Annotated in this window: 21 protein-coding genes and 2 riboswitches; of the genes, 11 read left to right on the forward strand and 10 right to left on the reverse strand. The window is 67.3% G+C overall.

The window, feature by feature from the left end:
- Window positions 1-113: 113 nt before the first annotated feature.
- The 4 genes from QRO93_RS02305 to QRO93_RS02320 form a co-directional block, all read right to left on the reverse strand.
- Window positions 114-665 carry a TlpA disulfide reductase family protein gene (locus tag QRO93_RS02305; RefSeq protein ID WP_180879544.1) on the reverse strand — a complete coding sequence of 184 codons (552 nt, stop codon included), beginning with the start codon at window positions 663-665 and terminating at the stop codon, window positions 114-116.
- On the reverse strand, window positions 662-3,046 hold the full coding sequence (locus tag QRO93_RS02310) for a protein-disulfide reductase DsbD (protein ID WP_180879546.1): 2,385 nt from the start codon (window positions 3,044-3,046) through the stop codon (window positions 662-664). Before QRO93_RS02310 ends, QRO93_RS02305 begins: the two co-directional genes overlap by 4 nt.
- Window positions 3,043-3,381 (reverse strand): divalent-cation tolerance protein CutA, encoded by a 339-nt coding sequence (gene cutA / locus QRO93_RS02315; RefSeq protein WP_180879548.1) that lies wholly within the window; start codon window positions 3,379-3,381, stop codon window positions 3,043-3,045. Before cutA ends, QRO93_RS02310 begins: the two co-directional genes overlap by 4 nt.
- 68 nt (window positions 3,382-3,449) lie before the next feature.
- Entirely contained in the window at window positions 3,450-5,240 is a 1,791-nt protein-coding gene (locus tag QRO93_RS02320; protein WP_180879550.1) for an endonuclease, read from the reverse strand.
- Between the two features lie 355 nt (window positions 5,241-5,595).
- Between QRO93_RS02320 and QRO93_RS02325 the strand changes: the two genes are divergently transcribed.
- Complete coding sequence (locus QRO93_RS02325) at window positions 5,596-5,883, forward strand: co-chaperone GroES (RefSeq protein WP_006396661.1); 288 nt, start codon at window positions 5,596-5,598, stop codon at window positions 5,881-5,883.
- Between the two features lie 81 nt (window positions 5,884-5,964).
- Complete coding sequence (groL, locus tag QRO93_RS02330) at window positions 5,965-7,614, forward strand: chaperonin GroEL (protein WP_006473018.1); 1,650 nt, start codon at window positions 5,965-5,967, stop codon at window positions 7,612-7,614.
- A 76-nt stretch (window positions 7,615-7,690) separates the two neighbouring features.
- On the opposite strand, the gene QRO93_RS02335 is transcribed toward groL, so the two are convergent.
- A complete protein-coding gene (locus QRO93_RS02335) occupies window positions 7,691-8,854 on the reverse strand; it encodes a serine hydrolase (protein WP_180879552.1) in 1,164 nt (387 codons plus the stop codon).
- A 166-nt stretch (window positions 8,855-9,020) separates the two neighbouring features.
- Between QRO93_RS02335 and QRO93_RS02340 the strand changes: the two genes are divergently transcribed.
- From QRO93_RS02340 to QRO93_RS02360, 5 genes are all read left to right on the forward strand, one after another.
- Window positions 9,021-9,515 carry a MarR family winged helix-turn-helix transcriptional regulator gene (locus QRO93_RS02340; protein ID WP_180879554.1) on the forward strand — a complete coding sequence of 165 codons (495 nt, stop codon included), beginning with the start codon at window positions 9,021-9,023 and terminating at the stop codon, window positions 9,513-9,515.
- On the forward strand, window positions 9,512-10,249 hold the full coding sequence (locus tag QRO93_RS02345; protein ID WP_180879556.1) for a DNA alkylation repair protein: 738 nt from the start codon (window positions 9,512-9,514) through the stop codon (window positions 10,247-10,249). The genes QRO93_RS02340 and QRO93_RS02345 overlap by 4 nt, the downstream gene beginning before the upstream one ends.
- A gap of 113 nt (window positions 10,250-10,362) precedes the next feature.
- A complete protein-coding gene (locus QRO93_RS02350; RefSeq protein WP_053450920.1) occupies window positions 10,363-10,620 on the forward strand; it encodes a hypothetical protein in 258 nt (85 codons plus the stop codon).
- Window positions 10,621-10,915: 295 nt separating this feature from the next.
- Window positions 10,916-11,989, forward strand: a complete 1,074-nt coding sequence (locus QRO93_RS02355) for a 3-deoxy-7-phosphoheptulonate synthase (RefSeq protein WP_053509967.1) — start codon at window positions 10,916-10,918, stop codon at window positions 11,987-11,989.
- A 252-nt stretch (window positions 11,990-12,241) separates the two neighbouring features.
- On the forward strand, window positions 12,242-12,553 hold the full coding sequence (locus tag QRO93_RS02360) for a DUF5076 domain-containing protein (protein WP_164086571.1): 312 nt from the start codon (window positions 12,242-12,244) through the stop codon (window positions 12,551-12,553).
- A 30-nt stretch (window positions 12,554-12,583) separates the two neighbouring features.
- Here the strand turns inward: QRO93_RS02360 and QRO93_RS02365 are convergent, their stop codons facing one another.
- From QRO93_RS02365 to QRO93_RS02380, 4 genes are all read right to left on the reverse strand, one after another.
- Window positions 12,584-15,649, reverse strand: coding sequence for an efflux RND transporter permease subunit (locus QRO93_RS02365; RefSeq protein ID WP_180879558.1), 3,066 nt, complete (start codon window positions 15,647-15,649; stop codon window positions 12,584-12,586).
- Window positions 15,646-18,723, reverse strand: a complete 3,078-nt coding sequence (locus QRO93_RS02370) for a multidrug efflux RND transporter permease subunit (RefSeq protein ID WP_285303935.1) — start codon at window positions 18,721-18,723, stop codon at window positions 15,646-15,648. Before QRO93_RS02370 ends, QRO93_RS02365 begins: the two co-directional genes overlap by 4 nt.
- Window positions 18,720-19,886: an MdtA/MuxA family multidrug efflux RND transporter periplasmic adaptor subunit gene (locus tag QRO93_RS02375; protein ID WP_164086568.1), complete on the reverse strand. Its 1,167-nt coding sequence runs from the start codon at window positions 19,884-19,886 to the stop codon at window positions 18,720-18,722. The genes QRO93_RS02370 and QRO93_RS02375 overlap by 4 nt, the downstream gene beginning before the upstream one ends.
- Window positions 19,887-20,039: 153 nt before the next feature.
- On the reverse strand, window positions 20,040-20,657 hold the full coding sequence (locus tag QRO93_RS02380; RefSeq protein ID WP_285303936.1) for a trimeric intracellular cation channel family protein: 618 nt from the start codon (window positions 20,655-20,657) through the stop codon (window positions 20,040-20,042).
- Window positions 20,658-20,741: 84 nt separating this feature from the next.
- Window positions 20,742-20,845: riboswitch (glycine riboswitch) on the reverse strand.
- 13 nt (window positions 20,846-20,858) lie between these two features.
- Window positions 20,859-20,948, reverse strand: a riboswitch (glycine riboswitch).
- 40 nt (window positions 20,949-20,988) lie between these two features.
- Between QRO93_RS02380 and QRO93_RS02385 the strand changes: the two genes are divergently transcribed.
- Window positions 20,989-21,264 carry a GIY-YIG nuclease family protein gene (locus QRO93_RS02385; RefSeq protein WP_049456845.1) on the forward strand — a complete coding sequence of 92 codons (276 nt, stop codon included), beginning with the start codon at window positions 20,989-20,991 and terminating at the stop codon, window positions 21,262-21,264.
- A gap of 71 nt (window positions 21,265-21,335) precedes the next feature.
- Window positions 21,336-21,767, forward strand: a complete 432-nt coding sequence (locus QRO93_RS02390) for a nuclear transport factor 2 family protein (RefSeq protein ID WP_053450918.1) — start codon at window positions 21,336-21,338, stop codon at window positions 21,765-21,767.
- A gap of 82 nt (window positions 21,768-21,849) precedes the next feature.
- Here QRO93_RS02390 and QRO93_RS02395 read toward each other — a convergent pair whose 3' ends face one another.
- Complete coding sequence (locus QRO93_RS02395; RefSeq protein WP_180879565.1) at window positions 21,850-23,130, reverse strand: NAD(P)/FAD-dependent oxidoreductase; 1,281 nt, start codon at window positions 23,128-23,130, stop codon at window positions 21,850-21,852.
- Window positions 23,131-23,253: 123 nt separating this feature from the next.
- Here QRO93_RS02395 and QRO93_RS02400 point away from each other — a divergent pair, with 123 nt between their 5' ends.
- Both QRO93_RS02400 and QRO93_RS02405 read left to right on the forward strand, forming a co-directional pair.
- The gene (locus QRO93_RS02400) at window positions 23,254-24,033 is read left to right on the forward strand and encodes an NYN domain-containing protein (protein ID WP_053450916.1); all 780 of its coding nucleotides are present in this window, start codon (window positions 23,254-23,256) and stop codon (window positions 24,031-24,033) included.
- A 112-nt stretch (window positions 24,034-24,145) separates the two neighbouring features.
- Window positions 24,146-24,766, forward strand: a complete 621-nt coding sequence (locus QRO93_RS02405; protein WP_180879567.1) for a glutathione S-transferase family protein — start codon at window positions 24,146-24,148, stop codon at window positions 24,764-24,766.
- The last annotated feature ends 31 nt before the right edge of the window (window positions 24,767-24,797 follow it).

The following is a 24,797-nucleotide window of genomic DNA, read 5'->3' on the forward strand; positions in this document are numbered from 1 at the left end:
GGTTTACGGCGTGTCCTGCACAGCCACACCGCCCCGCCATCCCACAGAAAGCCGCTTTGGCTCTGGCTGTTGCGGTGGCCTCTGCAGGTGCAGGGTGCAACCCTGCCGAACCCTCACTTCACCCAGCGGTCGATCTCGCCGTGGGCGAACGGCCCCAGCTTCGCCTTGACCATCCGCCCCTGCGCATCGAACAGCACGCTGTAGGGCAGCAGGCCCTGCGCATTGCCCAGCTGTACGCTGGCATCGCGCGGGCCCGGGGTCTCGATCACGATCGGGTAGTCCACCGGAACCCGCTGCAGGAAACCACGCACGTCGTCCGGGGTGTCCAGCGCCAGGCCCAGCACCTGCACGCCGTCGCTGCCCTGGAGGCGGGCGAAACGAGCCAGTTCGGGCATTTCTTCGATGCAGGGCCCACACCAGCTGGCCCACACGTTGATCAGCAGCGGGCGGCCGGCGAAGTGCTGGCGCAGATCCAGTGCGCGTCCTTCAAGGTCGGGCAGCGACAGCGCGGGCATCGGATCGCCCGCCCGCAGGGACGGCTTCGCGGCAGCCGCCGGTGGTGCGATCGATGCAGCGGGCCCTGGTGTCAGTCGATGCCCGGCCCACAGGCCCAGGCCGGCGGCCAGCACCGCTGTCCACAGCAGCGCTGGCCGTTGCCACTTCATCGTGCGGTGCGCAGCAGCGCTTCCTCGACCACCGCCTGGGTCAGCAGGGTCGGCAGCACGGTCGGCGGTGCGCCGGGGCCGTACACCACGTACAGCGGCACGCCCACCGCCTTGTGCTCTTCCAGGAACGAAGTGATCTGCGGGTCCACATTGGTGTAGTCGCCGCGCATGTACACCGCGTTGGTGCGCTTGAGCAGGTCCTTGAACTCCGGTCGCGACAGCACCGCGCGCTCATTGGCCTTGCAGCTCACGCACCAGTCGGCGGTCATGTTGACGAATACCACGCGGTTGTCGGCGCGCAGGCGGTCCAGCAGCTGCGGCGAATACTCGACCACGTTCTCGCTGGCCGCTTGTGCGGCACGCGTCGGCGCTGCCAGCTGGGTTACGCCCCAGGCAGGCACCAGTGCGCCGATGGCCAGCAGCACGCCCAGCAGCGTCACCGCGCGCGAGCCGGTCCAGCGGTTGCGCTCGAACAGCCACAGGCCGAAGGCGAGCAGCAGCAGGCCGCCCAGCACCAGCGCCATGCCATCCACGCCACGCTGCTTGCCCAGCACCCACAGCAACCACAGCGCGGTGGCATACATCGGGAAGGCCAGCACGTGCTTGAGCGTTTCCATCCATGGGCCCGGCTTGGGCAGGCGGCGCGCCAGCGCCGGCACGAAGCCGATCAGCAGGAACGGCAGGGCCAGGCCCAGGCCGAGGAACAGGAACACGGTCATCGCCTTCAACGGCGGGGCAATGAAGGCGTAGGCAATGGCACCGCCCATGAACGGGCCGACACAGGCACTGCCGACCACGCAGGCCAGCGCACCGGTGAAGAAATCACCGGCCGGGCCGCTGCGGCTGGCCAGCGACTGGCCGAGGTTGCCGATGCCGCCGCCCAGGGTGAACACGCCGGACAGGCTCAGGCCCACCGCGAACATGATGTAGGCCAGCGCCGCCACCACACCCGGATGCTGCAGCTGGAAGCCGATGCCGACCGCGTTGCCGATCGCGCGCAGGCCCACCATCAGCGCGCCGATCACCGCGAACGCGACCAGCACGCCCAGCGTGTACCAGAGCGCATGGCTGCGCGCGCGCTGCGGGCTTTCGCCACTCTGCGCCAGGCTCAGCACCTTCAGCGACAGGATCGGCAGCACGCACGGCATCAGGTTCAGCACCAGGCCGCCGGCCAGCGCCAGCAACAGTACCCAGACGAATGAACGGTCCGGGTTCGGGGTGGTCGCCGGCGGGCGCGTGCGCAGCGCGTTGTCACCCTGCGCATCGGTGGCGAATTCATTGCCTGCGCCCTCAGCGCCTGCGGCGGCCGGGCGGGCAGCTCCGTCGTTGGGCACGGTCGGCAGCAGGCGCAGCGGAGCGCCGTTGGCCGCTTCGCGCGGGGCGCCACTGCCAGCGGCCAGCGGGCTGATCACCTCGTTGCGCGGCGGTGCCTGGTCGGCGCTGGCGTTGGCCTTGCCGGCCGGAATCGACAGCTTCACCCGGCGCGTCATCGGCGGGTAGCAGATGCCATCGGTCTGGCAGCCCTGGAAGGTCACCACCAGGGTGCTGTCGACCGCCTCGCTGACGGTGCGGCGCAGCGGCAGCGGCACTTCCACCTGGTTGAAGTACACCGAGACATCGCCGAAATGTTCATCGCGATGCGACTGCGCGGCCGGCCAACGCGGCTTGTCAGCCAGCACGCCGGCGCTGCCTTCCAGCTTCAGCGAAGTGCGGTCGCGATACAGGTAGTAGCCCGGGGCCGGGCTGAAACGCAGCAGCAGGGTGTTGCCGTCGCTGGCGATGGCATCGAAGCCGAAGGCCTGTTCCGACGGCAGCGGCAGCGCCTGGCTGTTGCTGGCCGCACCCGGCAGGCGCAGGCCGCCCGTGCTGCCGGCACCGGCCAGCGGATTGTTGAACGGGTTGCCGGCACTGGTACGCGCCGCGGGTGCCGCAGCCGGCGTACCGCCGCCCGGCAGGGTGACCTGCACCACGCGCTTCTGCGGCGGGTAGCAGACACCGGCATCGGCGCAACCCTGGTAGCGCACTTCCACGCTGATGGTGCCGGCCGCATCGGTGGGTGTGCCGGGCAGGGTGGCCTGCAGGCGCTCGCGATAGGTTTCAACCTCGCCGAAGAAATCGTCGTGGTGCCTGTCGCCCTTGGGCATCTGCAGCGTGCCGGCGTTGAATGCGGGGTCCGCCTTGACGCTGGTGCGGTGGCGATACAGGTAATAGCCCGGTGCGATCTTGAACTGCAGCTGCACCTGGCCACGTTCGGGGGCGGTGGCGGTCAGCGCGAACGCCTGGTCCACCGGCAGCAGGTCCTTCTCATCCAGCGCGAAGGCCGGCAACGAGAGCCACAACAGGGCGCACAAGGCGGCGCCACGCGCAAACAGAGTCTTCAATCAGTGTCCTCCCGGGTCTGTGCCCGGATCCAGTCCAGATACGCCGGCAGGCCGGCCCGGGTTTCGACCGCGATGCACTCCGGGAGTTCATACGGATGCAGTTCGACGATCCGGGCAATCGCGTCATCGACGCGGCTCGCGGTGGTTTTCACCAGCAGCTGCAGCTCGCTGTCGGTGGTCACCTCGCCCTGCCAGCGGTAGGTCGACTGCGCGCCATAGAGTCGGGTCACGCACGCAGCCAGGCGCTCGCCGACCAGCGCGTGCGCGATGCGCTCGGCACTGGCCCGGTCCGGGCAGGTGGTCAACAGCAGCAGGACGGGATCGAGGGTCGACATGACCGTCGAGTATAGGGCCGCCGCCGGGCCAGGGCCCGGCGGCGGCAGTGCACCGCTGCGTTGCGCGGTCAGTTGGCCAGCTGGCAGGTGGCCGGCTTGGCCGAGGTGAACAGGGCCGGGGTGGCCCACTCGGGGTGGTCGATGAACGGGTTGCGGTTGCCCTGGAACGAGTAGATCACGTCATTGCGCGAGCGCTCGGCGTCATCCGGCGGGTCGGACAGGTGCCAATCGATCAGCGTCGAAAGCAGGCCCATGTAGGCCGGCGAGCTGCTGGTCTTGACGATCTTGCTGCGGTCGTCGGTCAGCTCCAGGTCCGGCTCGGACTGGCCGGTGGTCGCATCCTTGCCGCCCTCGTAGCGGATCGCCATGTACATCACTGCACGCGCCATGTCGCCCTTGCGCTTGCCCCACACCTCGAAGGTGCCGGCGTTGCCGTCCGGCGTGCGCACCCAGTTGGAATTGCCGGGGTAGCCGCCGCTGCCACCGCCCTGGCCGTTGTTGGCTTCGGTGGCGCGCTCGCCGCAGTTGGCGTCGCACTTGGCGAACGGCTTGTTGCCACGGTCGGCGTTCCACTGCGCGTCGGTCAGGTACAGCATGTGGGTGTCGGTGTAGGGCGCATACGGCAGGCCCTTGTCACCGGTGGTGCTGGCAAAGCCCAGCGAGTTCGGCCAGGTGTGCTCGCGGTTGTACTTCAGGCCACTGCCGCTGCCGGCGCGATCGGTCACCTTGGCGTAGCTGCGGTTGCGGTACGCATCCAGGATCCTGCCGCTGTTGTTCGGATCCTCGTCGGCGATCTCCAGGATGGTCCAGGTGCTGGTGCCCGAGCCGCTGTACGGGTACGCGGTATGACCCTTGATGGTGGCATGCAGCGAGCAGCGCAGCTGGCTGGGGCTGGAGGTGTTCACCTTCGCGTAGTAGCCGGCCGGCACGCCCGGGTTGCCCGGGTCGGGATTGCCGCCGGTGCTGGCCACGGTGAAGGCGATGCGGCTGTCGGCGGCCGGGTGCGCGCCCTGCAGGTCGGTGATGCGCGCGGCGCGGATGTCGAAGCGGCAGGCCTCGCCGGCCACCAGCGCGGTGTTGGTGGACAGCTTCACGCTGCGTCCGTTGGCCGGGAAGGTCAGCGGCACGCTGCCGGAGGTGCCACAGCTCAGCGCGAAGGCGCCGCTGGCCAGGTTCACCGTCTCGCTGAACACCACTTCCAGATCGGCGGCGGCCGGGAAGGTGGTGCTGCCCTGCGCCGGGGTGGTGGTGGACACCGACGGCGGCGTGTTCGGGCCCGGGGTGCCACCGCCGCTGAAGGTCTGGCCGTTGTTGCAGCTGCCGAATGTCTGTCTGGCCGACTCGGCCCAGGTGAAGTGCGCGTACTGGCTGCCGCTGCCGGTCAGCTGCAGCGAGGTGCCCGGCGCCGTGCTGTTGGTCTCGGCCACCGGAATGTTCTGGCTGGTCATCCCGGCAGCGGGGCCACCGGAAGCGGTGATGGCGCCCTCATAGCTGAGGAACTGGACCACCTTGCCGCTGGCATCGACCAGGGCGATGCCGTCGTTCGGGCCGTTCTGGAGGCCGTTGGTCGGGTAGTTGACCAACGCGATGGTGGCGCTGCCGCAGCCGGCGGCGGTGCCGGCCGGCACCGGGTTGTTGGCGTAGACCACCGCGGCCGAGGCGTTGGCGCCGTTGTACAGGTACAGGCGGTAGCCGGACAGGTCCTCGCCGGCGGTGGCCACGACCTCGATCGCTTCGCCGACGTCACCGGCCGGGGTGCTGTCGTCGTAGTGCAGTTCGTTGATGAAGACCTCGGCCTGGGCCGGCGCGGCGGCCAGCGCCAGCAGGCAGGCGGCGGCAAGCGGGGACAGCAATCGCATCGACTACTCCTTGTGATTGGGAATGCGCGGCCGAGCCTAAGGCCGATCCAGTGACACTTTGTCGTAAATGAACGTCAGATATCTGACAGTGCGACGCGGATCACCAAATGTCGAGGATTCCCCTGTGGGGATGCCGCACCGCACGCGACGCGCAGTCTTCACGCGGACGTGGGTGTCCGGCTCCGGCACGATGAAATTTTTTCCGGCGGCGGCCTTGAAAGGCCCTGGGGCAGCTCCATCTCTGTCCTGCTCCCGATTCGTCGGGCTTTTTCGCGAGCAATGCTGGCAGTCACCTGGGGTGAGTGCTAACATCGCCAGACTTTTTCAGACCAATCAATAACTTAAGAGGTCTCTCATGAGCATCAAGCCGCTGCACGACCGCGTTGTGGTCAAGCCGATCGAAGCCGACGAAATCTCCGCCGGTGGCATCGTCATTCCGGATTCGGCCAAGGAAAAGTCCACCAAGGGTGAAGTCGTGGCCGTCGGCCCGGGCAAGCCGCTGGACAACGGCAGCGTGCGCGCGCCGTCGCTGAAGGTTGGCGACAAGGTCATCTACGGCCAGTACGCCGGCAGCTCGTACAAGAGCGAAGGCGTCGAGTACAAGGTCCTGCGCGAAGACGACGTGCTCGCCGTCATCGGCTGAGCCTCGGCGCGACCTGCTTTCCTGTAAGACATCCCCTTTCGTCGCCGGGCCCGGCCCGGCGCAAACATCGAGGTAATCGCAATGGCTGCCAAGGATATTCGTTTCGGTGAAGACGCCCGTTCGCGCATGGTGCGCGGCGTCAACGTTCTCGCCAATGCCGTCAAGGCCACCCTGGGCCCGAAGGGCCGCAACGTCGTGCTGGAAAAGAGCTTCGGCGCTCCGACCATCACCAAGGACGGCGTCTCCGTCGCCAAGGAAATCGAACTGGCTGACAAGTTCGAGAACATGGGCGCGCAGATGGTGAAGGAAGTTGCTTCGCGCACCAACGACGACGCCGGCGACGGCACCACCACCGCCACCGTGCTGGCCCAGGCCCTGATCCGCGAAGGTGCCAAGGCCGTTGCCGCCGGCATGAACCCGATGGACCTCAAGCGTGGTATCGACAAGGCCGTCGTGGCCGCCGTTGCCGAGCTGAAGAACATCTCCAAGCCGACCGCCGACGACAAGGCGATCGCCCAGGTCGGTACCATCTCGGCCAACTCGGACGAGTCGATCGGCCAGATCATCGCTGACGCGATGAAGGAAGTCGGCAAGGAAGGCGTGATCACCGTTGAAGAAGGCTCGGGCCTGGACAACGAGCTGGACGTGGTCAAGGGCATGCAGTTCGACCGCGGCTACCTGTCCCCGTACTTCATCAACAACCAGCAGTCGCAGACCGCTGACCTGGATGACCCGTTCATCCTGCTGCACGACAAGAAGATCTCCAACGTCCGTGACCTGCTGCCGGTGCTGGAAGGCGTCGCCAAGGCCGGCAAGCCGCTGCTGATCGTTGCCGAAGAAGTCGAAGGCGAAGCGCTGGCGACCCTGGTGGTCAACACCATCCGTGGCATCGTCAAGGTCGTGGCCGTCAAGGCACCGGGCTTCGGCGACCGTCGCAAGGCGATGCTGGAAGACATGGCCGTGCTGACCGGCGGTACCGTGATCTCCGAAGAAGTGGGCCTGTCGCTGGAGAAGGCCACCATCAAGGACCTGGGCCGCGCCAAGAAGGTGCAGGTTTCCAAGGAAAACACCACCATCATCGATGGCGTGGGTGACAAGGCTGCCGTCGACGCACGCGTCGGCCAGATCAAGACCCAGATCCAGGACACCTCCTCCGACTACGATCGCGAGAAGCTGCAGGAACGCGTGGCCAAGCTGGCCGGCGGCGTTGCCGTGATCAAGGTTGGCGCCTCGACCGAAATCGAAATGAAGGAAAAGAAGGATCGCGTCGACGACGCCCTGCACGCCACCCGTGCAGCCGTTGAAGAAGGCGTGGTCCCGGGCGGCGGCGTTGCCCTGGTGCGTGCGGTCACCTCGCTGGCTGGCCTGAAGGGCGCCAACGAAGACCAGAACCACGGCATCCAGATCGCCCTGCGTGCGATGGAAGCCCCGCTGCGCGAAATCGTCGCCAACGCCGGTGAAGAACCGTCGGTCATCATCAACAAGGTCAAGGAAGGCACCGGCAGCTTCGGCTACAACGCCGCCACCGGCGAGTTCGGCGACATGCTGCAGTTCGGCATCCTGGACCCGACCAAGGTGACCCGTTCGGCGCTGCAGAACGCTGCCTCGATCGCTGGCCTGATGATCACCACCGAAGCCATGGTTGCTGAAGCTCCGAAGAAGGACGAGCCGGCCATGGGTGGCGCCGGTGGCATGGGCGGCATGGGTGGCATGGGCGGCATGGACTTCTAAGTCCACGCATTCCCGAAGCAATGAAGAACCCCGCCGCAAGGCGGGGTTTTTTTTGTGGGCGTGGTGGGCGATGCAGTCAACGCACGAACGGCTTCTTCGCCCCGTACTCCCATTCCCAGGGCGCGCCGGTTTCACCCAGCACGAAGCGCACCAACGCCGGGAACGCCGCCTCGGCACGTACATCGTTGCCCAGGATCACCACGCAGCGCTGGCCCTGTTCGATGCACACCAGCGTATTGCCCACCGCATCATCGTGGCCGCCCTTGTAGAAGCCGGCACCCTGCGGGCCCTGGAAGGTCACCACGCCCAGCCCCGCCGCCAGGTCCCGGTGCCGTTGTGCAGGCGGCAGCTCCGGCTGCAGGGTGGGGAACTGGCTGGCAGTGGTGATCGGCAGCTGCGGCCGCACCAGCTCCCTGCGCATCGATGCAGACAGCCCGTCGCCACGCACATAGCCGGCGGCGAAGCGGGCCATGTCGCCGATGGTGGTATCCATCGAGCCGGCCGCGCGCACGCGACTGCGCTCATCGTGCGGCTCGGCGGCGCCCTGCGCGGTCCAGCCATCGGCCAGATTGCCGGCGAAATCCTCGCGCCACATCATGCTGGTGCGGGTCATGCCGAAGCGGTCGAACACCCGCTGCTGCATCAACGCGCCCACATCCTCGCCCAGCCGCCCGCGTTCGATCACGAACTGCAGCAGGATCAACCCTTCGCCGGAATAGCCATAGCGGCTGCCCGGATCGAAGTGGAACTTCAGCCGGCCGTCCGGTTCGAGGAACCCGAAGTTGGCAAAGCCACTGGCGTGGTTGAGCAGCAGGCGCGGGGTGAGCTGGCGCCAGCGCGGGTCATCGGCCAGCACGCTGTAGTCGGCGTACTTCTTCGGCTCGGGCGGGTAGTCCGGCAGCGGCTTGTCCAGAGCTGTGGCGATGCTGGCGTCCAGCCCGATCCGCGCATCCTGTGCCAGCTGTGCGACCAGATGACCGAACGCCATCTTGGTCAGCGAGGCGGCGTACATCACGGTGTCGGTGCGCAGCGGCTCGCCTGCGGCATTGCGTTCGCCATAGGCGGCCACGTGCACCACCTTGCCGCCATCGATCACCGCCAGCGCCATGCCACGCGCCTGTGCGGCCCGCATCAGGCGCTGCGCTTCGGCATCGATGCGGGCCGGCGAGGGTACCGGGGGTGGTGCGGCCAGTACGGCCAGCGGCAACAGCGTCAGCAACAACAGGGCAGCACGGCGCATGCGTGGACCTCCTGGCAGGACGTGGCGCGATGCTACCGCAGCTTCGGCTGCTTCGAGCTCCTTGCGCCAGGGGGAGCCCGGCGAGGGCCGACGGCAGGCCCCCGGCAGTCTTGCTTTCCATCCCCGTATCAATATGATTAGGCGCCTAAACATATTGGAAATCATCATGCTTGAGGTAAAGCATGCGGCCCTTCTGGAGGAGGCCCGGCGATGTGGCCACGGCAACGTCGCCCAGCTGCATCTGTGCTTCCAGTTGCTGTCGTTGTCTTCGACGATCGATCGCGACTGCGCCACCCGGCTGGCGCCGCATGGACTCAGCGAAGGCCGCTTCATCGTGCTGTTCCTGCTGCACGGGGCCGGTGGCACGCTGCCGCCGCATGCGCTGGCCGAACGCGCGGGCGTCACCCGCGCCACCATCAGCGGCCTGCTCGATGGCCTGCAACGCGAAGGCCTGCTACAGCGTCGCGGCGATGCGGAAGATGGCCGTCGCCTTCAGATCGTCCTGACCGCACAGGGTAGGCGCCTGGCAGAGGTAGTGTTCGAACAGCACACGCAGTGGATCGGTGGCCTGTTCGATGGCCTGGATGCGAGCGAGCAGCAGCAGCTTTCGCAGCTGCTGCATAAGGTCTGGCAGCACACCGACGCCGGGCGCGGGGCATGAGCGCGATGACCACGCAACGCCTGCACGCGCTCAGCAGCGGCCGCGTTGCGACGACCCATCTGGCCGAATGCCTGGCAGTGGATTTCGTTGTGCTGCTGCAGGTGGTGGCGCCTGTGCTTGCACCGGAAGTGCTGCAACGGATGCGGGACGCCTCAGGCAAGGGCATCACGCTGCGCATGGCCCTGGCCGCGCAACTGCTGCGTGAAGCGGGGCAGGGCGCGCCTGCGCTCTGGCAGCATCACAACTCCGATACCGTGCGCGGCTGGGCCTGCTACCTGATCGGCAGTGATTCCCGCGCAACCCTGGCAGAGAAGCTGCAGCAGATGCGCACGCTGGCCGATGACCCGCACTTCGGTGTGCGCGAATGGGCGTGGCTGGCGCTGCGCGCGGACATTGTTACCGCGCCGCTGCAGGCGCTTGAGCACCTGCAACGGTGGACACAGGAAACATCACCCTACCTGCGCCGGTTCGCCTGCGAAGCACTGCGTCCGCGCGGCGTGTGGGCCACGCACATCGCGCCGTTCAAGCAGCATCCGCAACAGGCATTGCCGTTGCTGGAAGCACTGGCCGACGACCCTGAACGCTATGTGCAGGACTCGGTCGGCAATTGGCTCAACGATGCCGGCAAGACGCAGCCGCAGTGGCTGCGTGACCTGTGCGTGCGCTGGCAGCACGAGCACCCCGGTGCCGCCAACGCCTACATCCGCAAGCGCGCACTGCGTTCGCTGCGGTAGTGCCGGCCGCTGACCGGCTAGCCCCGGCCATTCAAGCGGGCATGGCACATGCGCCTGTCACCCAGACACGGTAAACAGTGCATTGCCCATGTCCGTCCGCAGGGAAGTTGATCATGCAGAGCACGCTCCAGGTCACGCTGTTCGGCCCTCTGGGTGAAACCCCGGCGTTGCAGTTGCCGGAACAGGAGGGGCCGTCGGTGGCCATTCCCGAAGCGGTCCTGCGGCGGCTGGTCTCCGATCTCTACACCGCGCGCTCGTTGCTCAACCCCGAGCAGCTGGACGAGGCCCGGCAGGAGCTGGGCCGCGTGCTGGAGCGCTGGGCCGACATCCATGAAGGCCTGCTGCTGGATGTGGAAGTGCATGGCAGATGAGCGACTTCGCGTGGTTGCCGCCGCATGGACCGCGCCGGCGCGCACCTCGCTGAACCGTGTCCCCAGTTGCGGATGAAACATTTTGCACTGCGCAAAAGCTGTGCTATCAATACATCCCATGAACGCAGCCGCTACCCGCTTTTACTGGTATTACTTTCCGAAGCCTCTGGCGGAGGAAGGACTGCGCTCACCCTGAAGAAAGCTTCAGACGCATTCCCGAAAGCCGCCAGCGAACCTGGCGGCTTTTTTCATGCCGCCACGCTGGGGACCCCCAACGTTCCGGAGACCCCCCGCAATGCCCCCGCACACCGACGACCTGCGTATCCGCACCATCGAACCGCTGACACCGCCTGCCCAGCTGCTGGCGATGCTGCCGTGTGACGATGAAGCCTCCGACACCGTCAGCGCCTCGCGCGCGGCCCTGCACCAGATCCTGCACGGCCGTGATGACCGCCTGGCGGTGGTGGTCGGCCCGTGCTCGATCCACGATCCGCATGCGGCCATCGAGTACGCCCAGCGCCTGAAGCCACTGCGCGATGCGCTGGCCGGCGAACTGGAAATCGTCATGCGCGTGTACTTCGAGAAGCCGCGCACCACGGTGGGCTGGAAGGGCCTGATCAACGACCCCGACCTGGACGGCAGCTTCAGGATCGACAAGGGCCTGCGCATCGCCCGCGGCCTGCTGCGCGACATCAACAAGCTTGGCCTGCCGGCCGGTGTCGAATTCCTCGATGTGATCTCGCCGCAGTACATCGCCGACCTGGTGGCCTGGGGCGCGATTGGTGCGCGCACCACCGAAAGCCAGGTGCACCGCGAACTGGCCTCGGGGCTGTCGTGCCCGGTCGGCTTCAAGAACGGCACCGATGGCAACGTCAAGATCGCTGCTGACGCGGTGGGGGCTGCCTCCAATCCGCATCATTTCCTGTCGGTCACCAAGCAGGGCGGCACCGCCATCGTCTCGACCACCGGCAATCCGGACTGCCATGTGATCCTGCGCGGCGGCAAGCAGCCGAACTACGACGCAGGCAGTGTTGCCGAGGCCTGCCAGGCGCTGGCCAAGGCCAAGCTGCCGACCCGCCTGATGATCGACGCCAGCCACGCCAACAGCCTGAAGAACCCGGACAACCAGCCGAAGGTGATCGAGGACATCGCCGTTCAGTTGGAAGACGGCGAACAGCGCATCGTTGGTGTGATGATCGAGAGCCATCTGGTCGGTGGCCGCCAGGAACTGGTGGAGGGCCAGCCGCTGGTCTACGGGCAGAGCATCACCGATGGCTGCATCGACTGGGACACCACCGTGACGGTGCTGGAGCGACTGGCTGCGGCCGTGCGCGCCCGTCGTGAAGTAAAGGTGTCTGAAGCCGCTTGATTGCGGCACGTGTGTGGATGGCGGCCAGCGCCTGCGGGGGTGCGGCCGCGATCAGGGTCGGTCGGAGTTGGAGGCCGACCCGTCCGCACCGGCGATGCGCCTGGCGCTGCGTAAGTGCGACAGCGCCAGGTACATCGCCGGGGTGGTGATATCGGTTTTTGTAGAGTCGAGCCACGCTCGACTGACGCAGTAGATCCACGCCACGCGTGGATGTGCGCCACAATGCGGCATCCTGTCCTTGCGGCTGCCGCCATGAACGAATTGATCATCCCTGACGCTGCACAGCGCGACGAATCGTCCGTCGAGATGATCCGTGTGTGGATCGCCGAGCGTGGGCTGCACACATCACTGAAGGTGGGTATGTATGATGATCGCCCCGGTATCCGCGAGGAACGTGCCTGGGGGCGCATTCTGGCCGATGTTGCCCAGCACGTAGCCGACGCGCTGGCGACCAGCCACGGCATGGACCGTGACGTGGCGATCGAGGCCATCAAGGCCGCCTTCAACGAGGAGTTGCAGGCGCCCTCCAGCGGTCGGTCCGGCGGTTTCGTCGTGCGCCACTGACGGCCGATCCCGGTCGAGCATGGCTCGACTCTACATGGCCTTCTTTTTCCGCACCCTCGCCAACGCCAGGTACATCGCCGGCGTCGTGTACAGCGTCAGCCACTGGCTGACCAGCAACCCGCCCACGATCGCGATGCCCAGCGGCTGCCGCAGCTCCCAGCCCTCGCCATTGGCCAGCATCAGCGGCAGGGTGCCCAGCAGCGCCGCCAGCGAGGTCATCAGGATCGGCCGCAGGCGCAATCGTGCCGCGTCCATCACCGCATCCTGCGCACTCAAGCCACGTCGCTCACCGGCCAGGGCGAAATCGACCAGCAGGATGGTGTTCTTCATCACCACGCCCACCAGCAGGAACAACCCCAGCAACGCGATCAGGTTCAGTTCGTTGCCGAACACCCACAGCGCCAGCAGCGCGCCGATGCCGGCCGAGGGCAGGGTGGACAGAATCACCAGCGGCTGCAGGAAGCTCTCATAGAGAATCCCCAGCACCAGGTAGACCGCCAGGGTGGCGCCCAGCACCAGCCACAACTGCCGCGCGCGCAGGCTGTCCAGGCCACCGGCTTCACCGGACAGCTTGGCCTGCACCGTACGAGGCAGCATCAGTTTCGCCATCGCGGCATTGATCGCCTGCGTGGCCTGTTCCAGGCCCACGCCCGGCGCCAGCGAGAACTGGATCCAGATCGAGGCGAACTGCTCGCTGTGGTAGATGCGGTCCGGCGCCATGCCGTAGCGCCAGCTGGCGATGGTCGACAGCTGAATGCGCTGGCCACTGCCATCGATCACCTGCAGGCGCGCCAGGGTGCCTGGGTCCTGGGTGTGCTTCGGGTCCAGCTCCATCACCACGCGGTACTGGTTGAGGCTGTCGTACAGGGTGGCGACCTGGCGCTGGCTGAAGGAGTTGTTGAGCATGTTGGCCACGGTCTTCAGGTCCACGCCATGGCGCGCGGCGGCCTCGCGGTCGATGTCCAGCACCACCTGGCGCATGCCGGCCTCGCCCTGTGCTTCCACGTCCACCAGCTCGGGCAGGGCGCGCAGCGCGGCGCCGACCTTCGGCGCCCACTCGCGCAGCGGCGCCATGTCCGCCGACAGCAGCTGGAACTCGTACTGGCCGCTGCTGCCGCCGCCTTCCAAGCGGATGTCCTGGTCCACCCACAGGTACAGGTTGCCGCCGGGCAGTTTGGGCAGGCGCGCGCGCAGGCGGTCGATCACCTCCTGGCTGGACACCTTGCGCTCGGCCAGCGGCTTCATCTTGATCATGATGAAGGCGTTGTTGACCCCGTTGCTGCCACCGATGTAGCCGATGATGTCCTCGATGGCCGGGTCGGACAGCAGCAGCGTGCGGTAGGCATCGATCTTCGGCTGCATGGCTTGGAACGAGAGGCCATCGTCGCCACGGGCGAAGCCACGCAGCTGCGCGGTGTCCTGCTTGGGCACCACGCCCTTGGGCACCTGCTGGAACAGCCAGGCGTTGAGCGCGATGACCGCCACGAAGGCCAGCAGCGGCCAGCGCAGCCGGCGCAGGCAGGCCTGCAGCGTGCGCAGGTAGGCCTCACGCACGCGCTCGAACAGCGCGTTGCTGCCACGCTGCCAGCGTGAGGCGTGCTGCGCGTCATCGACGAACAGGCGCGCGCACAGCATCGGCACCAGACTGAGCGCAACGACCACCGACACGCTCATCGCCGCCACCAGGGTCAGCGAGAATTCGCGGAACAGGCGCTCGACGAAATCATCCAGGAACAGGATGGAGACGAACACCACCGCCAGCGCCACGTTCATCGACAGCAGGGTGGCGCCCACTTCGGACGCGCCACGCACCGCGGCCTGCCAGCGGTCGGCGCCCAATTCGCGGTGACGCGCGATGTTTTCCAGCACCACGATGGCATCGTCCACCACCAGCACCGCGGCTACGATCAGTGCCATCAGCGAAAGCGTGTTGAGCGAGAAGCCCATCAACGCCACCAGCGCCAGCGTGCCGAACAGCACCACCGGGATGGCCACGCTGGGCACCAGCGCCGCGCGCCAGTGGCCGAGGAAGCCAAGCACCACCAGCACCACCAGGGCGATGGCCAGCACCAGGGTCAGTTCGGCCTCGTGCAGGGTGGCGCGGATGACCGGCGAGCGGTCCATCACCAGCCGCATGTCGACGTTGGCCGGCAGCAGCGCGTGCAGCTGCGGCAGCTGCGCCTGGATGGCATCGACGGTGGCGATGATGTTGGCGCCGGGCTGGCGGCTGACGATCAGCAGCACGGCGGGGCGTTCATTGTGGAAGCCGCTGGCGTAACGGTCTTCCACCCCGTCGGCAACGGCGGCGACATCGCCCAGCCGCAGCGTGCGGTCGTCGCTGAACTTCAACGCCAGTTCGCGGTACTGCGCGGCCTGGCGTAGCTGCAGCGGCGCTTCCAGCTGCCACAGCTGGCGCTCGTCCCCCACCGCGCCCAGCGGGCGCACCGCATTGGCACGCGCGATGGCCTGGGCCACGTCCTCAAGCGCCAGGCCTGCATGGTTCAATGCATTCGGGTCCAGCGATACACGTACGGCGGGCAAGGCACTGCCCCCCACCTGCACTTCACCCACGCCCGGTACCTGCGACAGCTTCTGCGCCAGCACGGTGGAGGCCAGGTCATACAGCTGGCCGGGCGACAACGTACCCGAAGTCAGCGCCAGCGCAAGGATAGGCGCCTGCGAAGGATTCACCTTGCGGTACTGCGGCATGCCGGGCATGCCACTGGGCAGCTGCCCACGTGCAAGGTTGATGGCGGCCTGCACTTCACGTGCCGCTTCATCGATGTCGCGGCCGAGCACGAACTTCAATTCGATCTGGGTCTGGCCCTGGGTGCTGGCCGAGTCGATGCGTGAGATGCCGGGCAGGCTGCCCAGTGCACGCTCCAGTGGTGTGGCCACGGTGGCAGCCATCGATTCGGGCGAGGCGCCGGGTAGGCTGGCGCTGACTTCAATGGCCGGGTAATCCACCTGCGGCAGCGGTGCCACCGGCAACAGGCGCAATGCCAGCAGGCCGGCCAGCACCAGCGCCACCGCCAGCAGGATCGTCGCAACCGGGCGCTGCACGCAGGCCTGCGCCAAGCGCGCGATGGGGGTCACGCGCGCGCCTCGTCAACGACCACCGGGGCCGCTGCACGGCCACGCTGCAGGCGATCAAAGGCCAGGTAGATCACCGGCGTGGTGAACAGGGTCAGCACCTGGCTGACCAGCAGGCCGCCGACCATCACCCAGCCCAGCGGTTGCCTCAGTTCGGCACCCGAACCACTGGCCAGCATCAGCGGCACTGCGCCGAACAGCGCGGCCAGCGTGGTCATCAGGATCGGCCGGAAGCGCAGCAGCGCGGCCTGGTGGATCGCCTCGCGCGGTGGCATGCCGCGTGTGCGCTGCGCGTCCAGCGCGAAGTCGATCATCATGATCGCGTTCTTCTTCACCAGCCCGATCAGCAGCACGATGCCGATCACCGCGATCAGGTCCAGGCTGCGTCCGCTTGCCCACAGCGCAGCCAGCGCACCGACGGTGGCCGAGGGCAGGGTGGACAGGATGGTGATGGGATGTATGAAGCTCTCGTAGAGCACGCCCAGCACGATGTACATCACCACCACGGCAGCCAGGATCGGCCACAACGTGGACGACAGCGAGCTGCTGAAGGCCGCCGCCGCGCCCTGCAGGCGAAGTTCGATGCTCTGCGGCAGGTTCACCTGTGCGCGCGCGTCGTGCACGGCCTCCACCGCTTCGCCCAGCGATGCGCCCGGGGCAAGATTGAACGATAGCGTGGCCGCTGGGAACTGGCCCACGTGATTGCGCAGCAGCGCAGAGGGTCCCACCTCCACCCGTGCTATCGCGCCCAGCGGCACGGTCTGCCCGGCGCTGTTGCGCACGCGCAGGCCGGTGATGGCCTCCGGTCCCGATTGGCGCGCCGGATCGGCTTCCAGTACCACCCGGTATTGGCTGGCCTGGGTGAAGATGGTTGAAATCTGGCGCTGTCCATAGGCGTCGTACAGGGCATCGGCTACCGCTTCCACGCTTACGCCCAGGCGCGCCGCCGCATCGCGGTCGATCGCCACGCGCGCCTGCCGCCCCTGCATCTGCAGATCGCTGGCGACATCACGCATCGCAGGCGACTGGCGCAAGGCCTGAAGCAGCTTCGGTGTCCAGATTTCCAGCGTTTCCAGGTCCGGCGTGGTCAGGGTGAACTGGTATTGATTGCGGCTGATGCGGTCCTCGATGCCCAGCTCCTGCACCGGCTGCAGGTACAGGGTGATGCCCGGAATCTTCGCCACGCGCTGCTGCAGGCGTGCCATCACCACCGCAGCGCCATCGCGGTCGCCATGCGGCTTCAGCTCGATCAGCAGGCGCCCGGTGTTGAGCGTGGCGTTGTTGCCGTCCACGCCGATGTAGGACGACACGCTGGCCACCGCCTCGTCCGCTTCGATGGCCGCGGCCAGCGCCTGCTGGCGCTCGTGCATGGCCTGGAACGAGATCGCCTGCGGCGCTTCGCTGATGCCCTGCACCAGGCCGGAATCCTGCACCGGGAAGAAGCCCTTGGGCACGGCGAAGTACAGCGCCACGGTGAGTGCGAGGGTGGCAACGGTGGCCAGCAGCATCAGCGGCTGGCGCTGCAGCACCCAGCGCAGCTGTCGGTCGTAGAGGGCGATGACGCGGTCGAAGACATCGGGTGCATGCGCGGTCTTCGCATGCGGCTTCAGGAAGCGCGCGCACAGCATTGGCGTCAAGGTCAGCGAGACCAGCAGCGAAATGCCGATGGCCACCGCCAGCGTCACTGCGAACTCATGGAACAGCGCGCCCACCAGGTCGGCCATGAACAGCAGCGGGATCAGCACCGCGATCAGCGAAACGGTCAGCGACACCAGGGTGAAGCCGATCTCGGTTGCGCCTTTCAGCGCTGCATCGCGTGGGCTTTCACCTTCCTCCAGATGGCGGGCGATGTTCTCCAGCATCACGATGGCATCGTCCACCACGAAGCCGGTAGCGATGGTCAGCGCCATCAGCGTGAGGTTGTTGAGCGAATAGCCGGCCAGCAGCATCACCGCGAAAGTCCCGATGAGCGACAGTGGCACCGCTACGCTGGGAATGAGGGTGGCCGGCAGATTTCGCAGGAACACCCAGGTGACCAGCACCACCAGGCCAATGGCCAGCACCAGTTCCTTCTGCACGCCGCGCACCGACGCGCGGATCGATTCAGTGCGGTCGCTCAGTACATTCATCTGCACACCGGCCGGCAGCGTGGCCTGCAGCTGCGGCAGCAGCGTACGTACCTGTTCGACCACGGCGATCACGTTGGCGCCGGGCTGGCGCTGGATGTTCACCAGCACCGCCGGCGTGGTGCCGCTCCACGCGGCCAGCTGGCGGTTCTCTGCGTCATCGGTGATGGTGGCGACATCGCCCAGCCGCAGCGGCGCGCCGTCGCGCCAGGCCAATACCAGCGCGCGGTATTCGGCCACGCTGCGCATCTGATCGTTGGCGTCGAGCATCACCGCGCGGATCGGGCCATCGAAGCTGCCCTTGGGCAGGTTGACGTTGGCGGCGGCGATGGCAGTGCGGATGTGGTCCATGCCCAGGCCGTTGGCGGCCAGTGCCGCCGGATTGGCCTGGATGCGCACGGCCGGGCGTTGGCCACCGGCCAGGCTGACCAGGCCGACGCCGGGCAACTGCGCCAGGCGCTGGGCAATGCGCGTATCCACCAGATCGTGCACCTGCGGCAGTGACAGGCCTTGTGAGGTCACTGCCAAGGTCAGGATCGGCGTATCGGCTGGATTGACCTTGCGGTAGACAGGTGGCACCGGCAGGTCGCCGGGCAGGAAGCTCCCTGCCGCATTGATCGCGGCCTGCACGTCCTGTTCGGCCACGCCCAGCGACACCTCCAGCCCGAACTGCAGGGTGATGACCGACGCGCCGCCGGAACTGGTCGACGATAGTTGCTTCAGGCCGGGGACCTGCCCGAGCTGGCGCTCCAGCGGCGCGGTGATGGTGCGTGTGGTCAGTTCCGGGCTGGCACCGGGGTACAACGTGGTGATCTGGATGATCGGGTAATCGACCTGCGGCAGTGCCGCCACCGGCAGCAGGCGATAGGCCAGCATGCCCGACAGCAGCAGCGCCACCATCAGCAGCGTGGTGGCGACCGGACGCAGGATGAACGCGCGCGAGAGATTCATGTGCCAGCCCTGGTCGCGGCCTCCTCGGCGATGATCTCCACCGCCGTTCCGTCTTCCAGTCCGTCGATGCCTTCGATCACCACCTGATCGCCCGCAGCCAGCCCCGAGCGCACGGCCACGCGGCCGTCATCGGCAGGCCCAAGCACCACGTTGCGGCGCTGCGCCTTGTTGTCCTTGCCGACGACATGCACGTAGTTGCCCTGGCTGCCGAACTGTACGGCGGCATCGGGAATCAGCAGGGCGGGCTGCTCGCCCAGCCGCAGGCGTACGTTGACGAACTGGTTGGGGAACAGCGCCAGATCGTGGTTGTCGAAGTGCGCACGCAGTTTCAGCGTGCCGGTGGTGGTATCGATGCGGTTGTCGACGCTGGACAGCGAGCCGCGGGCCAGTTGCCGGCGTTCTTCGCGGTCCCAGGTTTCCACTGCCAGCGCCGGTTGCGCCTGCACGGCATCGAGCAGCGCGGGCAGCTCAGGTTCGGGCACGGTGAACAGCACGCTGATCGGCGCGGTCTGCGCCAGCGTCACCAGGCCTTCGGCATCGCTGGAGCGCACCAGGTTGCCCACGTCCAACCGGCGCAGCCCGACGCGGCCACTGACCGGTGCGGTGATGCGGGTGTACTGCAGCTGCAGTCGGGCTTCGTCAACTGAGGCCTGGTCGCTGAGGCGGCGGCCTTGCAGCTGGCGCACCTTGCTCTGCTGGTCGCTCAGTTCCTGCCCGGATACGTAGTTCTGCTTCTGTAGTTCGCGGTAGCGCTGCAGTTGGCGTTCGGCGTTCTCCAGCTCGGCCAGGTTCTGCTGCTGGGTACCCTGGGCCTGTGCCAGCTTCACCTCATACGGGCGTGGATCGATCTGTGCCAGCAGGTCGCCTGCTTTGACCTGCTGGCCTTCCTGGAAGTGCAGGCGCAGCAGCTCGCCATCCACACGGCTGCGTACCACCACGCTGTGCAGCGGGGTGACCGTACCGACCGCCTTCAAGCGCAGCGCCAGCGGCTCGGCGCTGGCGCGCGCCACGCGTACCGGCACCGTCTTGACCGGCGCACCGTCGCTGCTGCCGGCGTCGTTCCGGGGCCACAGCCACCACGCCAGAAGGGCGACGAGGGCGATAGCCAGCACCACCCATAACGGGCGGGCACGGCGGAAACGGGAACTTTCGGCGACAGACATGGGGCATCCTGCGCCCTGCGCGCGCAGGGTCATGCGGGCCCGTCGGCGCGTACACGGCAACCACGGGCAACGGGGAGGGAGTGTCTGGCGGGGCCGCGGGCGCGGCGTGGCTGGATGCCGTCGCAGCAGCGACGGGGTGACAATGGTAGCCAATCACTCCGGCCAATGCCGCATGACCAACGTCATGCAACGCAAGCGGTAGTGGATCGCCAGCAGGCGCAGCGCGAAGCCGCCGCCGAGGCAGCACAGGATCGCGGTCGCGTCGGCCACGCCCCAGTGCAGCAGCAACAGGTACACCGCACCGGTCAGCAGCGAAATGATCGCGTACAGCTCCTTCTGGAAGATCAGCGGCACCTCGTTGCAGAGGATGTCGCGCAGCACGCCGCCGAAGGCACCGGTCAGCATGCCGGCGATCAGCACGATGGGCTTGGCATGGCCGGCCTCGCGCGCGATCGAGCAGCCGATCAGGGTGAAGGCGATCAGGCCCAGCCCGTCGAGCACCAGGAAGGTGCGGCGGAAGTGGTGCATCCAGCGCGCCACCCAGGTGGCGATCAGCGCCGCGCATACGGTGAAGGCAAGGTACTCGGGATGCTTCACCCAGCCCAGTGGATAGTGGCCGAGCAGGATGTCGCGCAGCGAACCGCCGCCGAGGGCGGTGACGCAGGCGATCATGACCACGCCGAACAGGTCCATGCGGCGGCGGCCGGCAGACAGCGCGCCGGTCATGGCTTCGGCGGAAATGGCGATCAGGTAGATGATGGACAGCAGCATGGTGCAGGCTCCGGGCGCGGTGGGGCCGGCCATGCGCGACCACCGCCCCTGCCTGCGCAATGACGGGATGACGATGACCGGTGCCGCTCCCGCTGTCCTTTTGCCTGAGAGTTCAGCGGCGTTGGCCGCGTGCCCCTTCGGCGGATCGTCCCGGGCGTGCCCGGTGATCTCTCTCCAGCTCGGCGAGTCGAATGCATGGTTGGTGGGATTCCAGCCCACCGGCCTGAGCGATCATGGGAGCCTGCGCCTTCGGCGGGCGCCAGCGCGGCGCCTCTCTCCTGCATTCGGGCGCCAGTATATCCGCTGCAGTGCAGCACGGCATAATCCGGCCATGGCCCCGTCCCTCCGCCCGTGGTTCCTGTACCTGCTCGAATGCCGCGATGGCAGCTATTACGCCGGCATCAGCACCGACGTGGAGGCACGTTTCGCCGCCCACCAGGCCGGCAAGGGCGCCCGCTACACCCGGGCCCGCCCGCCGCTGCGGGTGCTGGCCGTGCGCGAGTACCCGGACCGGGCCGCCGCTTCGCGCGCCGAATGGCAGCTCAAGCAGCAGCCGCGCGAACGCAAGCTGGCCTGGCTGCAGGCACCCGCCGGGACGCTTCTGTAGATCCACGCCATGCGTGGATGGGCTGCCCGGCCCATGCGATGATCGCCCCGCGCCCAGAGCTGGAGACCCGGATGTCCACGATTGCCCTGCTGCTCGCTCTTTCCGCATCAACGAGTCCCGCCGCCGACCCGGCCACGATCGCGGCCATCGAAGCCACCTGCCACGACTACGTCGATGGCCAGCTGGAAGCCGATCCGCAGCGCGTCGCCCGTTCCCTGCATCCGGACCTGGCCAAGCGCGCGGTGCTCGGCGATACGCCCGACGAACGCCTGGGCCTGCGCCGCATGTCGAAGGAAGAGCTGGTCTCGCTGACGAAGCAGGGCGCGCTGAAGACCCCGAAGGATCAATGGGACCGCCGCTGCACGGTGCTGGACGTGACCGGCAACGCGGCCTCGGTGCGACTGGAAACCCCGTGGTTCGTCGACTACTTCCACATGGGGCGCTTCGACCAGCGCTGGGTCATCGTCAATGCGCTGTGGTACCCGAAGCCGAAGGCGCAGTAGAGCCGAGCCTACGCTCGGCTTCTGCAATCCGCGTGAAGCGCAGCCGAGCATGGCTCGGCTCTACAGGAACATGCACGCGGCCCTACCGCCTTGGCCGTCGGTCTTCCTGGTCATCACCGAAGATGATGCGCGCGCTGCGCTGGTAGCTCCAGTACGCCACCGCCCAGTTCAGCAGCACCACGATGCGGTTGCGGAAGCCGATCAGGAAGAACACGTGCGCGGCCAGCCAGAACCACCAGGCCAGGATGCCCGACAGCTGCAGCCGGCCCAGGTGCACGATGGCCGCCATGCGGCCGATGGTGGCCAGGTTGCCGTAGTCGGCGTACTTGAACGGACCGGGCGCGGGCTTGCCGTGCAGGCGCGCGCGGATCACCTCGGCCACGTACTTGCCCATCTGCTTGGCCGCAGGGGCCACGCCGGGCACCGGCTTGCCATTGGCCTGGTTCAGTGCGGCCAGGTCGCCAGCCACGAACAGCTCCGGGTGCTCGGGCAGGGTCAGGTCCGGCTGCACCTGCACGCGTCCGGCGCGGTCCAGCGGCACGTCCAGCGTGCGTGCAAGCGGTGAAGCGGCCACGCCCGCAGCCCATACCACGGTGCGGGCCGGCACGAACTGCTCGCCCAGCATGAAGCCCTGGCTGTCGATGCTGCTCACCGGGGTGCCGGTCAGCACTTCCACGCCCAGCTTTTCCAGCTGCCGGCGCGCCTTCAGCGAAAGCACTTCGGGGAACGAGGACAGCACGCGCGGGCCGGCTTCGACCAACCGCACCTTGGCGCTGGCCGGGTCGATGTGGCGGAACTCGTTGCGCAGCGTGTGCCGTGCAATCTCGGCCAGCGTGCCGGCCAGTTCGACACCGGTGGGGCCGCCGCCGACGATGGCGAAACTCAGCCAGGCGGCCTTTTTTGCCGGGTCCGGTTCGGCCTCGGCACGCTCGAACGCCAGCAGCAGTTTGCGGCGCAGGGCGATGGCATCGTCCAGGGTTTTCAGGCCGGGCGCATCATCGGCCCATTGGTCGTTGCCGAAGTAGGCGTGGGTGGCGCCGGTGGCCAGCAGCAGGCTGTCGTAGTCCAGCATGCTGCCATCGGCCATGCGGATCTGCCGGGCCTGCTTGTCGATGGCGACCACTTCGCCGAGGCGGACTTCCACATTGCGCTGGTGGCCAAGGATATGGCGCAGCGGTGCCGCGATATCCGGCGCGGACAGGCCGGCGGTGGCCACCTGGTACAGCAGCGGCTGGAACAGGTGATGGTTGCGGCGGTCGACCAGGGTGATGCGTATGCGCTCGCGGGCCAGGGCGCGGGTGGCCCAGAGACCGGCAAAACCACCGCCGACAACGACCAGGTGGGGAACGCGCTCACGACTCATCGACTCACTCCAGTGGGGGCATTGGGGGAAGCGCCTGGCATCTTCGCACGGCGGCCGCCTGTCACGTCAGCGCCCGCGTGGATCGGCGATACTCGGGTTCAGGCAACCGCCCGTGAGGAGCCCATGAGCGAACCGGAAAAGCGCATCGCCCTGTTGATCGACGCCGACAATGCGCCGGCTTCGAAGATCGACGAGGTGCTGGCCGAAGTGGCCCGCTACGGCGTGGCCAACGTTCGTCGCGCCTACGGCAACTGGAAGAGCCCGCGGTTGAAGGGCTGGGAAGCGGTGCTGCACGAATATGCGATCCGCCCGATCCAGCAGTTCGCCTACAGCAAGGGCAAGAACGCCTCGGACATGGCGATGGTGATCGACGCCATGGACCTGCTGTACGCGCGCAACCTCGATGGATTCGCCATCGTCTCCAGCGACGCGGATTTCACCCCGATGGTGATGCGGCTGCTGACCGATGGCGTGAAGGTGTATGGCTTCGGCGAGAAGAAGACGCCCGAACCGTTCGTCAACGCGTGCTCGAAATTCACTTATCTGGAGGCGCTGGGCCAGACCCATGCCAGCGTTCCGGATGCCGAGCAGGCCTCCAGCGAACAGGCCTCGAACGAACCGGCGACCAACGACGATGCACGGCCGCGCAAGAGCGGTGCGGAAATGCGCAGTGATACCCGGCTGGTGAAGATGCTGCGCCGTGCGGTGTCGGCGGCCGAGGGCGAGGATGGTTGGTCGCATCTTGGCCCGGTCGGCAGCCAGATCGGCAACCAGGCCTCGTTCGATCCGCGCAACTATGGCTACGGAAAGCTGAGCGATCTGTTGGCGGCGATCGGCCTGTTCGAACTGAAGAAGGACGGCAAATCCTCCTACGTGCGCGCACTGCCCAAAAAGAACCGGTAGTGCCGGCCGCTGGCCGGCAGCGCCCAGAAGCCAGATCCCGCATCCGGCGTGCACACACCCACACCAATCAGGCGTATCGTTGCCGCTCGCATTGCCAGCAGGGAATACCCGCATGTTGAAGATCTGGGGCCGTCGCAATTCAAGCAACGTCCGCAAGGTGCTGTGGTGTGCCGAAGAAATCGGCCTGCCGTATGAATCCATCGAAGTCGGCGGCAGCCACGGTGGCACGCAGACGCCGGAGTACCTGGCGATGAACCCCAACAGCCTGGTGCCGGTGATCGAAGACCATGGCCTGCCGCTGTGGGAATCCAACGCGATCGTGCGCTACCTGAGCGCGCGCTACGCGCTGGGCACGCTGTACGCCGAAGACCCGATGCAGCGCGCCCAGGCCGAGAAGTGGATGGACTGGAGCACCTCGCGGATGGCGCCGATCTACAGTGACCTGATCTGGGGCATCATGCGCACCGCGCCGGCCGACCGTGACGAAGCGCGGATCAACGCGGCCATCGTGCGTGCCGGTGACTACCTGGCGATGGCCGACGCGACCCTGGCCCGGCAGCCGTGGCTGTCCGGCGATACGTTCGCGATGGGCGACATCCCGCTGGGCTCGTTGATCTATGCCTGGTTCGAACTGCCGATCCAGCGCCCGGAACTGCCGCACCTGGCCGACTGGTATGCGCGCCTGCACGAACGCCCGGCCTACCAGCGCGGCGTGATGTCGCCGCTGACGTAAGCGGTGGCGTTCGGCGTAGCGTCGAGCTTGC

Source organism: Stenotrophomonas maltophilia group sp. Smal17 (assembly GCF_030237045.1).
GTDB lineage: Bacteria > Pseudomonadota > Gammaproteobacteria > Xanthomonadales > Xanthomonadaceae > Stenotrophomonas > Stenotrophomonas forensis.

Coding starts and splice junctions, on each gene's coding strand:
- cutA (WP_180879548.1), bottom strand. CDS start 3,381: ATGTCGACCCTCGATCCCGTCCTGCTGCTGTTGACCACCTGCCCGGAC.
- QRO93_RS02325 (WP_006396661.1), top strand. CDS start 5,596: ATGAGCATCAAGCCGCTGCACGACCGCGTTGTGGTCAAGCCGATCGAA.
- QRO93_RS02400 (WP_053450916.1), top strand. CDS start 23,254: ATGAGCGAACCGGAAAAGCGCATCGCCCTGTTGATCGACGCCGACAAT.
- QRO93_RS02405 (WP_180879567.1), top strand. CDS start 24,146: ATGTTGAAGATCTGGGGCCGTCGCAATTCAAGCAACGTCCGCAAGGTG.
- QRO93_RS02395 (WP_180879565.1), bottom strand. CDS start 23,130: ATGAGTCGTGAGCGCGTTCCCCACCTGGTCGTTGTCGGCGGTGGTTTT.
- groL (WP_006473018.1), top strand. CDS start 5,965: ATGGCTGCCAAGGATATTCGTTTCGGTGAAGACGCCCGTTCGCGCATG.
- QRO93_RS02380 (WP_285303936.1), bottom strand. CDS start 20,657: ATGCTGCTGTCCATCATCTACCTGATCGCCATTTCCGCCGAAGCCATG.
- QRO93_RS02345 (WP_180879556.1), top strand. CDS start 9,512: ATGAGCGCGATGACCACGCAACGCCTGCACGCGCTCAGCAGCGGCCGC.
- QRO93_RS02370 (WP_285303935.1), bottom strand. CDS start 18,723: ATGAATCTCTCGCGCGCGTTCATCCTGCGTCCGGTCGCCACCACGCTG.
- QRO93_RS02390 (WP_053450918.1), top strand. CDS start 21,336: ATGTCCACGATTGCCCTGCTGCTCGCTCTTTCCGCATCAACGAGTCCC.
- QRO93_RS02355 (WP_053509967.1), top strand. CDS start 10,916: ATGCCCCCGCACACCGACGACCTGCGTATCCGCACCATCGAACCGCTG.
- QRO93_RS02350 (WP_053450920.1), top strand. CDS start 10,363: ATGCAGAGCACGCTCCAGGTCACGCTGTTCGGCCCTCTGGGTGAAACC.
- QRO93_RS02320 (WP_180879550.1), bottom strand. CDS start 5,240: ATGCGATTGCTGTCCCCGCTTGCCGCCGCCTGCCTGCTGGCGCTGGCC.
- QRO93_RS02385 (WP_049456845.1), top strand. CDS start 20,989: ATGGCCCCGTCCCTCCGCCCGTGGTTCCTGTACCTGCTCGAATGCCGC.
- QRO93_RS02375 (WP_164086568.1), bottom strand. CDS start 19,886: ATGTCTGTCGCCGAAAGTTCCCGTTTCCGCCGTGCCCGCCCGTTATGG.
- QRO93_RS02340 (WP_180879554.1), top strand. CDS start 9,021: ATGCTTGAGGTAAAGCATGCGGCCCTTCTGGAGGAGGCCCGGCGATGT.
- QRO93_RS02360 (WP_164086571.1), top strand. CDS start 12,242: ATGAACGAATTGATCATCCCTGACGCTGCACAGCGCGACGAATCGTCC.
- QRO93_RS02335 (WP_180879552.1), bottom strand. CDS start 8,854: ATGCGCCGTGCTGCCCTGTTGTTGCTGACGCTGTTGCCGCTGGCCGTA.
- QRO93_RS02305 (WP_180879544.1), bottom strand. CDS start 665: ATGAAGTGGCAACGGCCAGCGCTGCTGTGGACAGCGGTGCTGGCCGCC.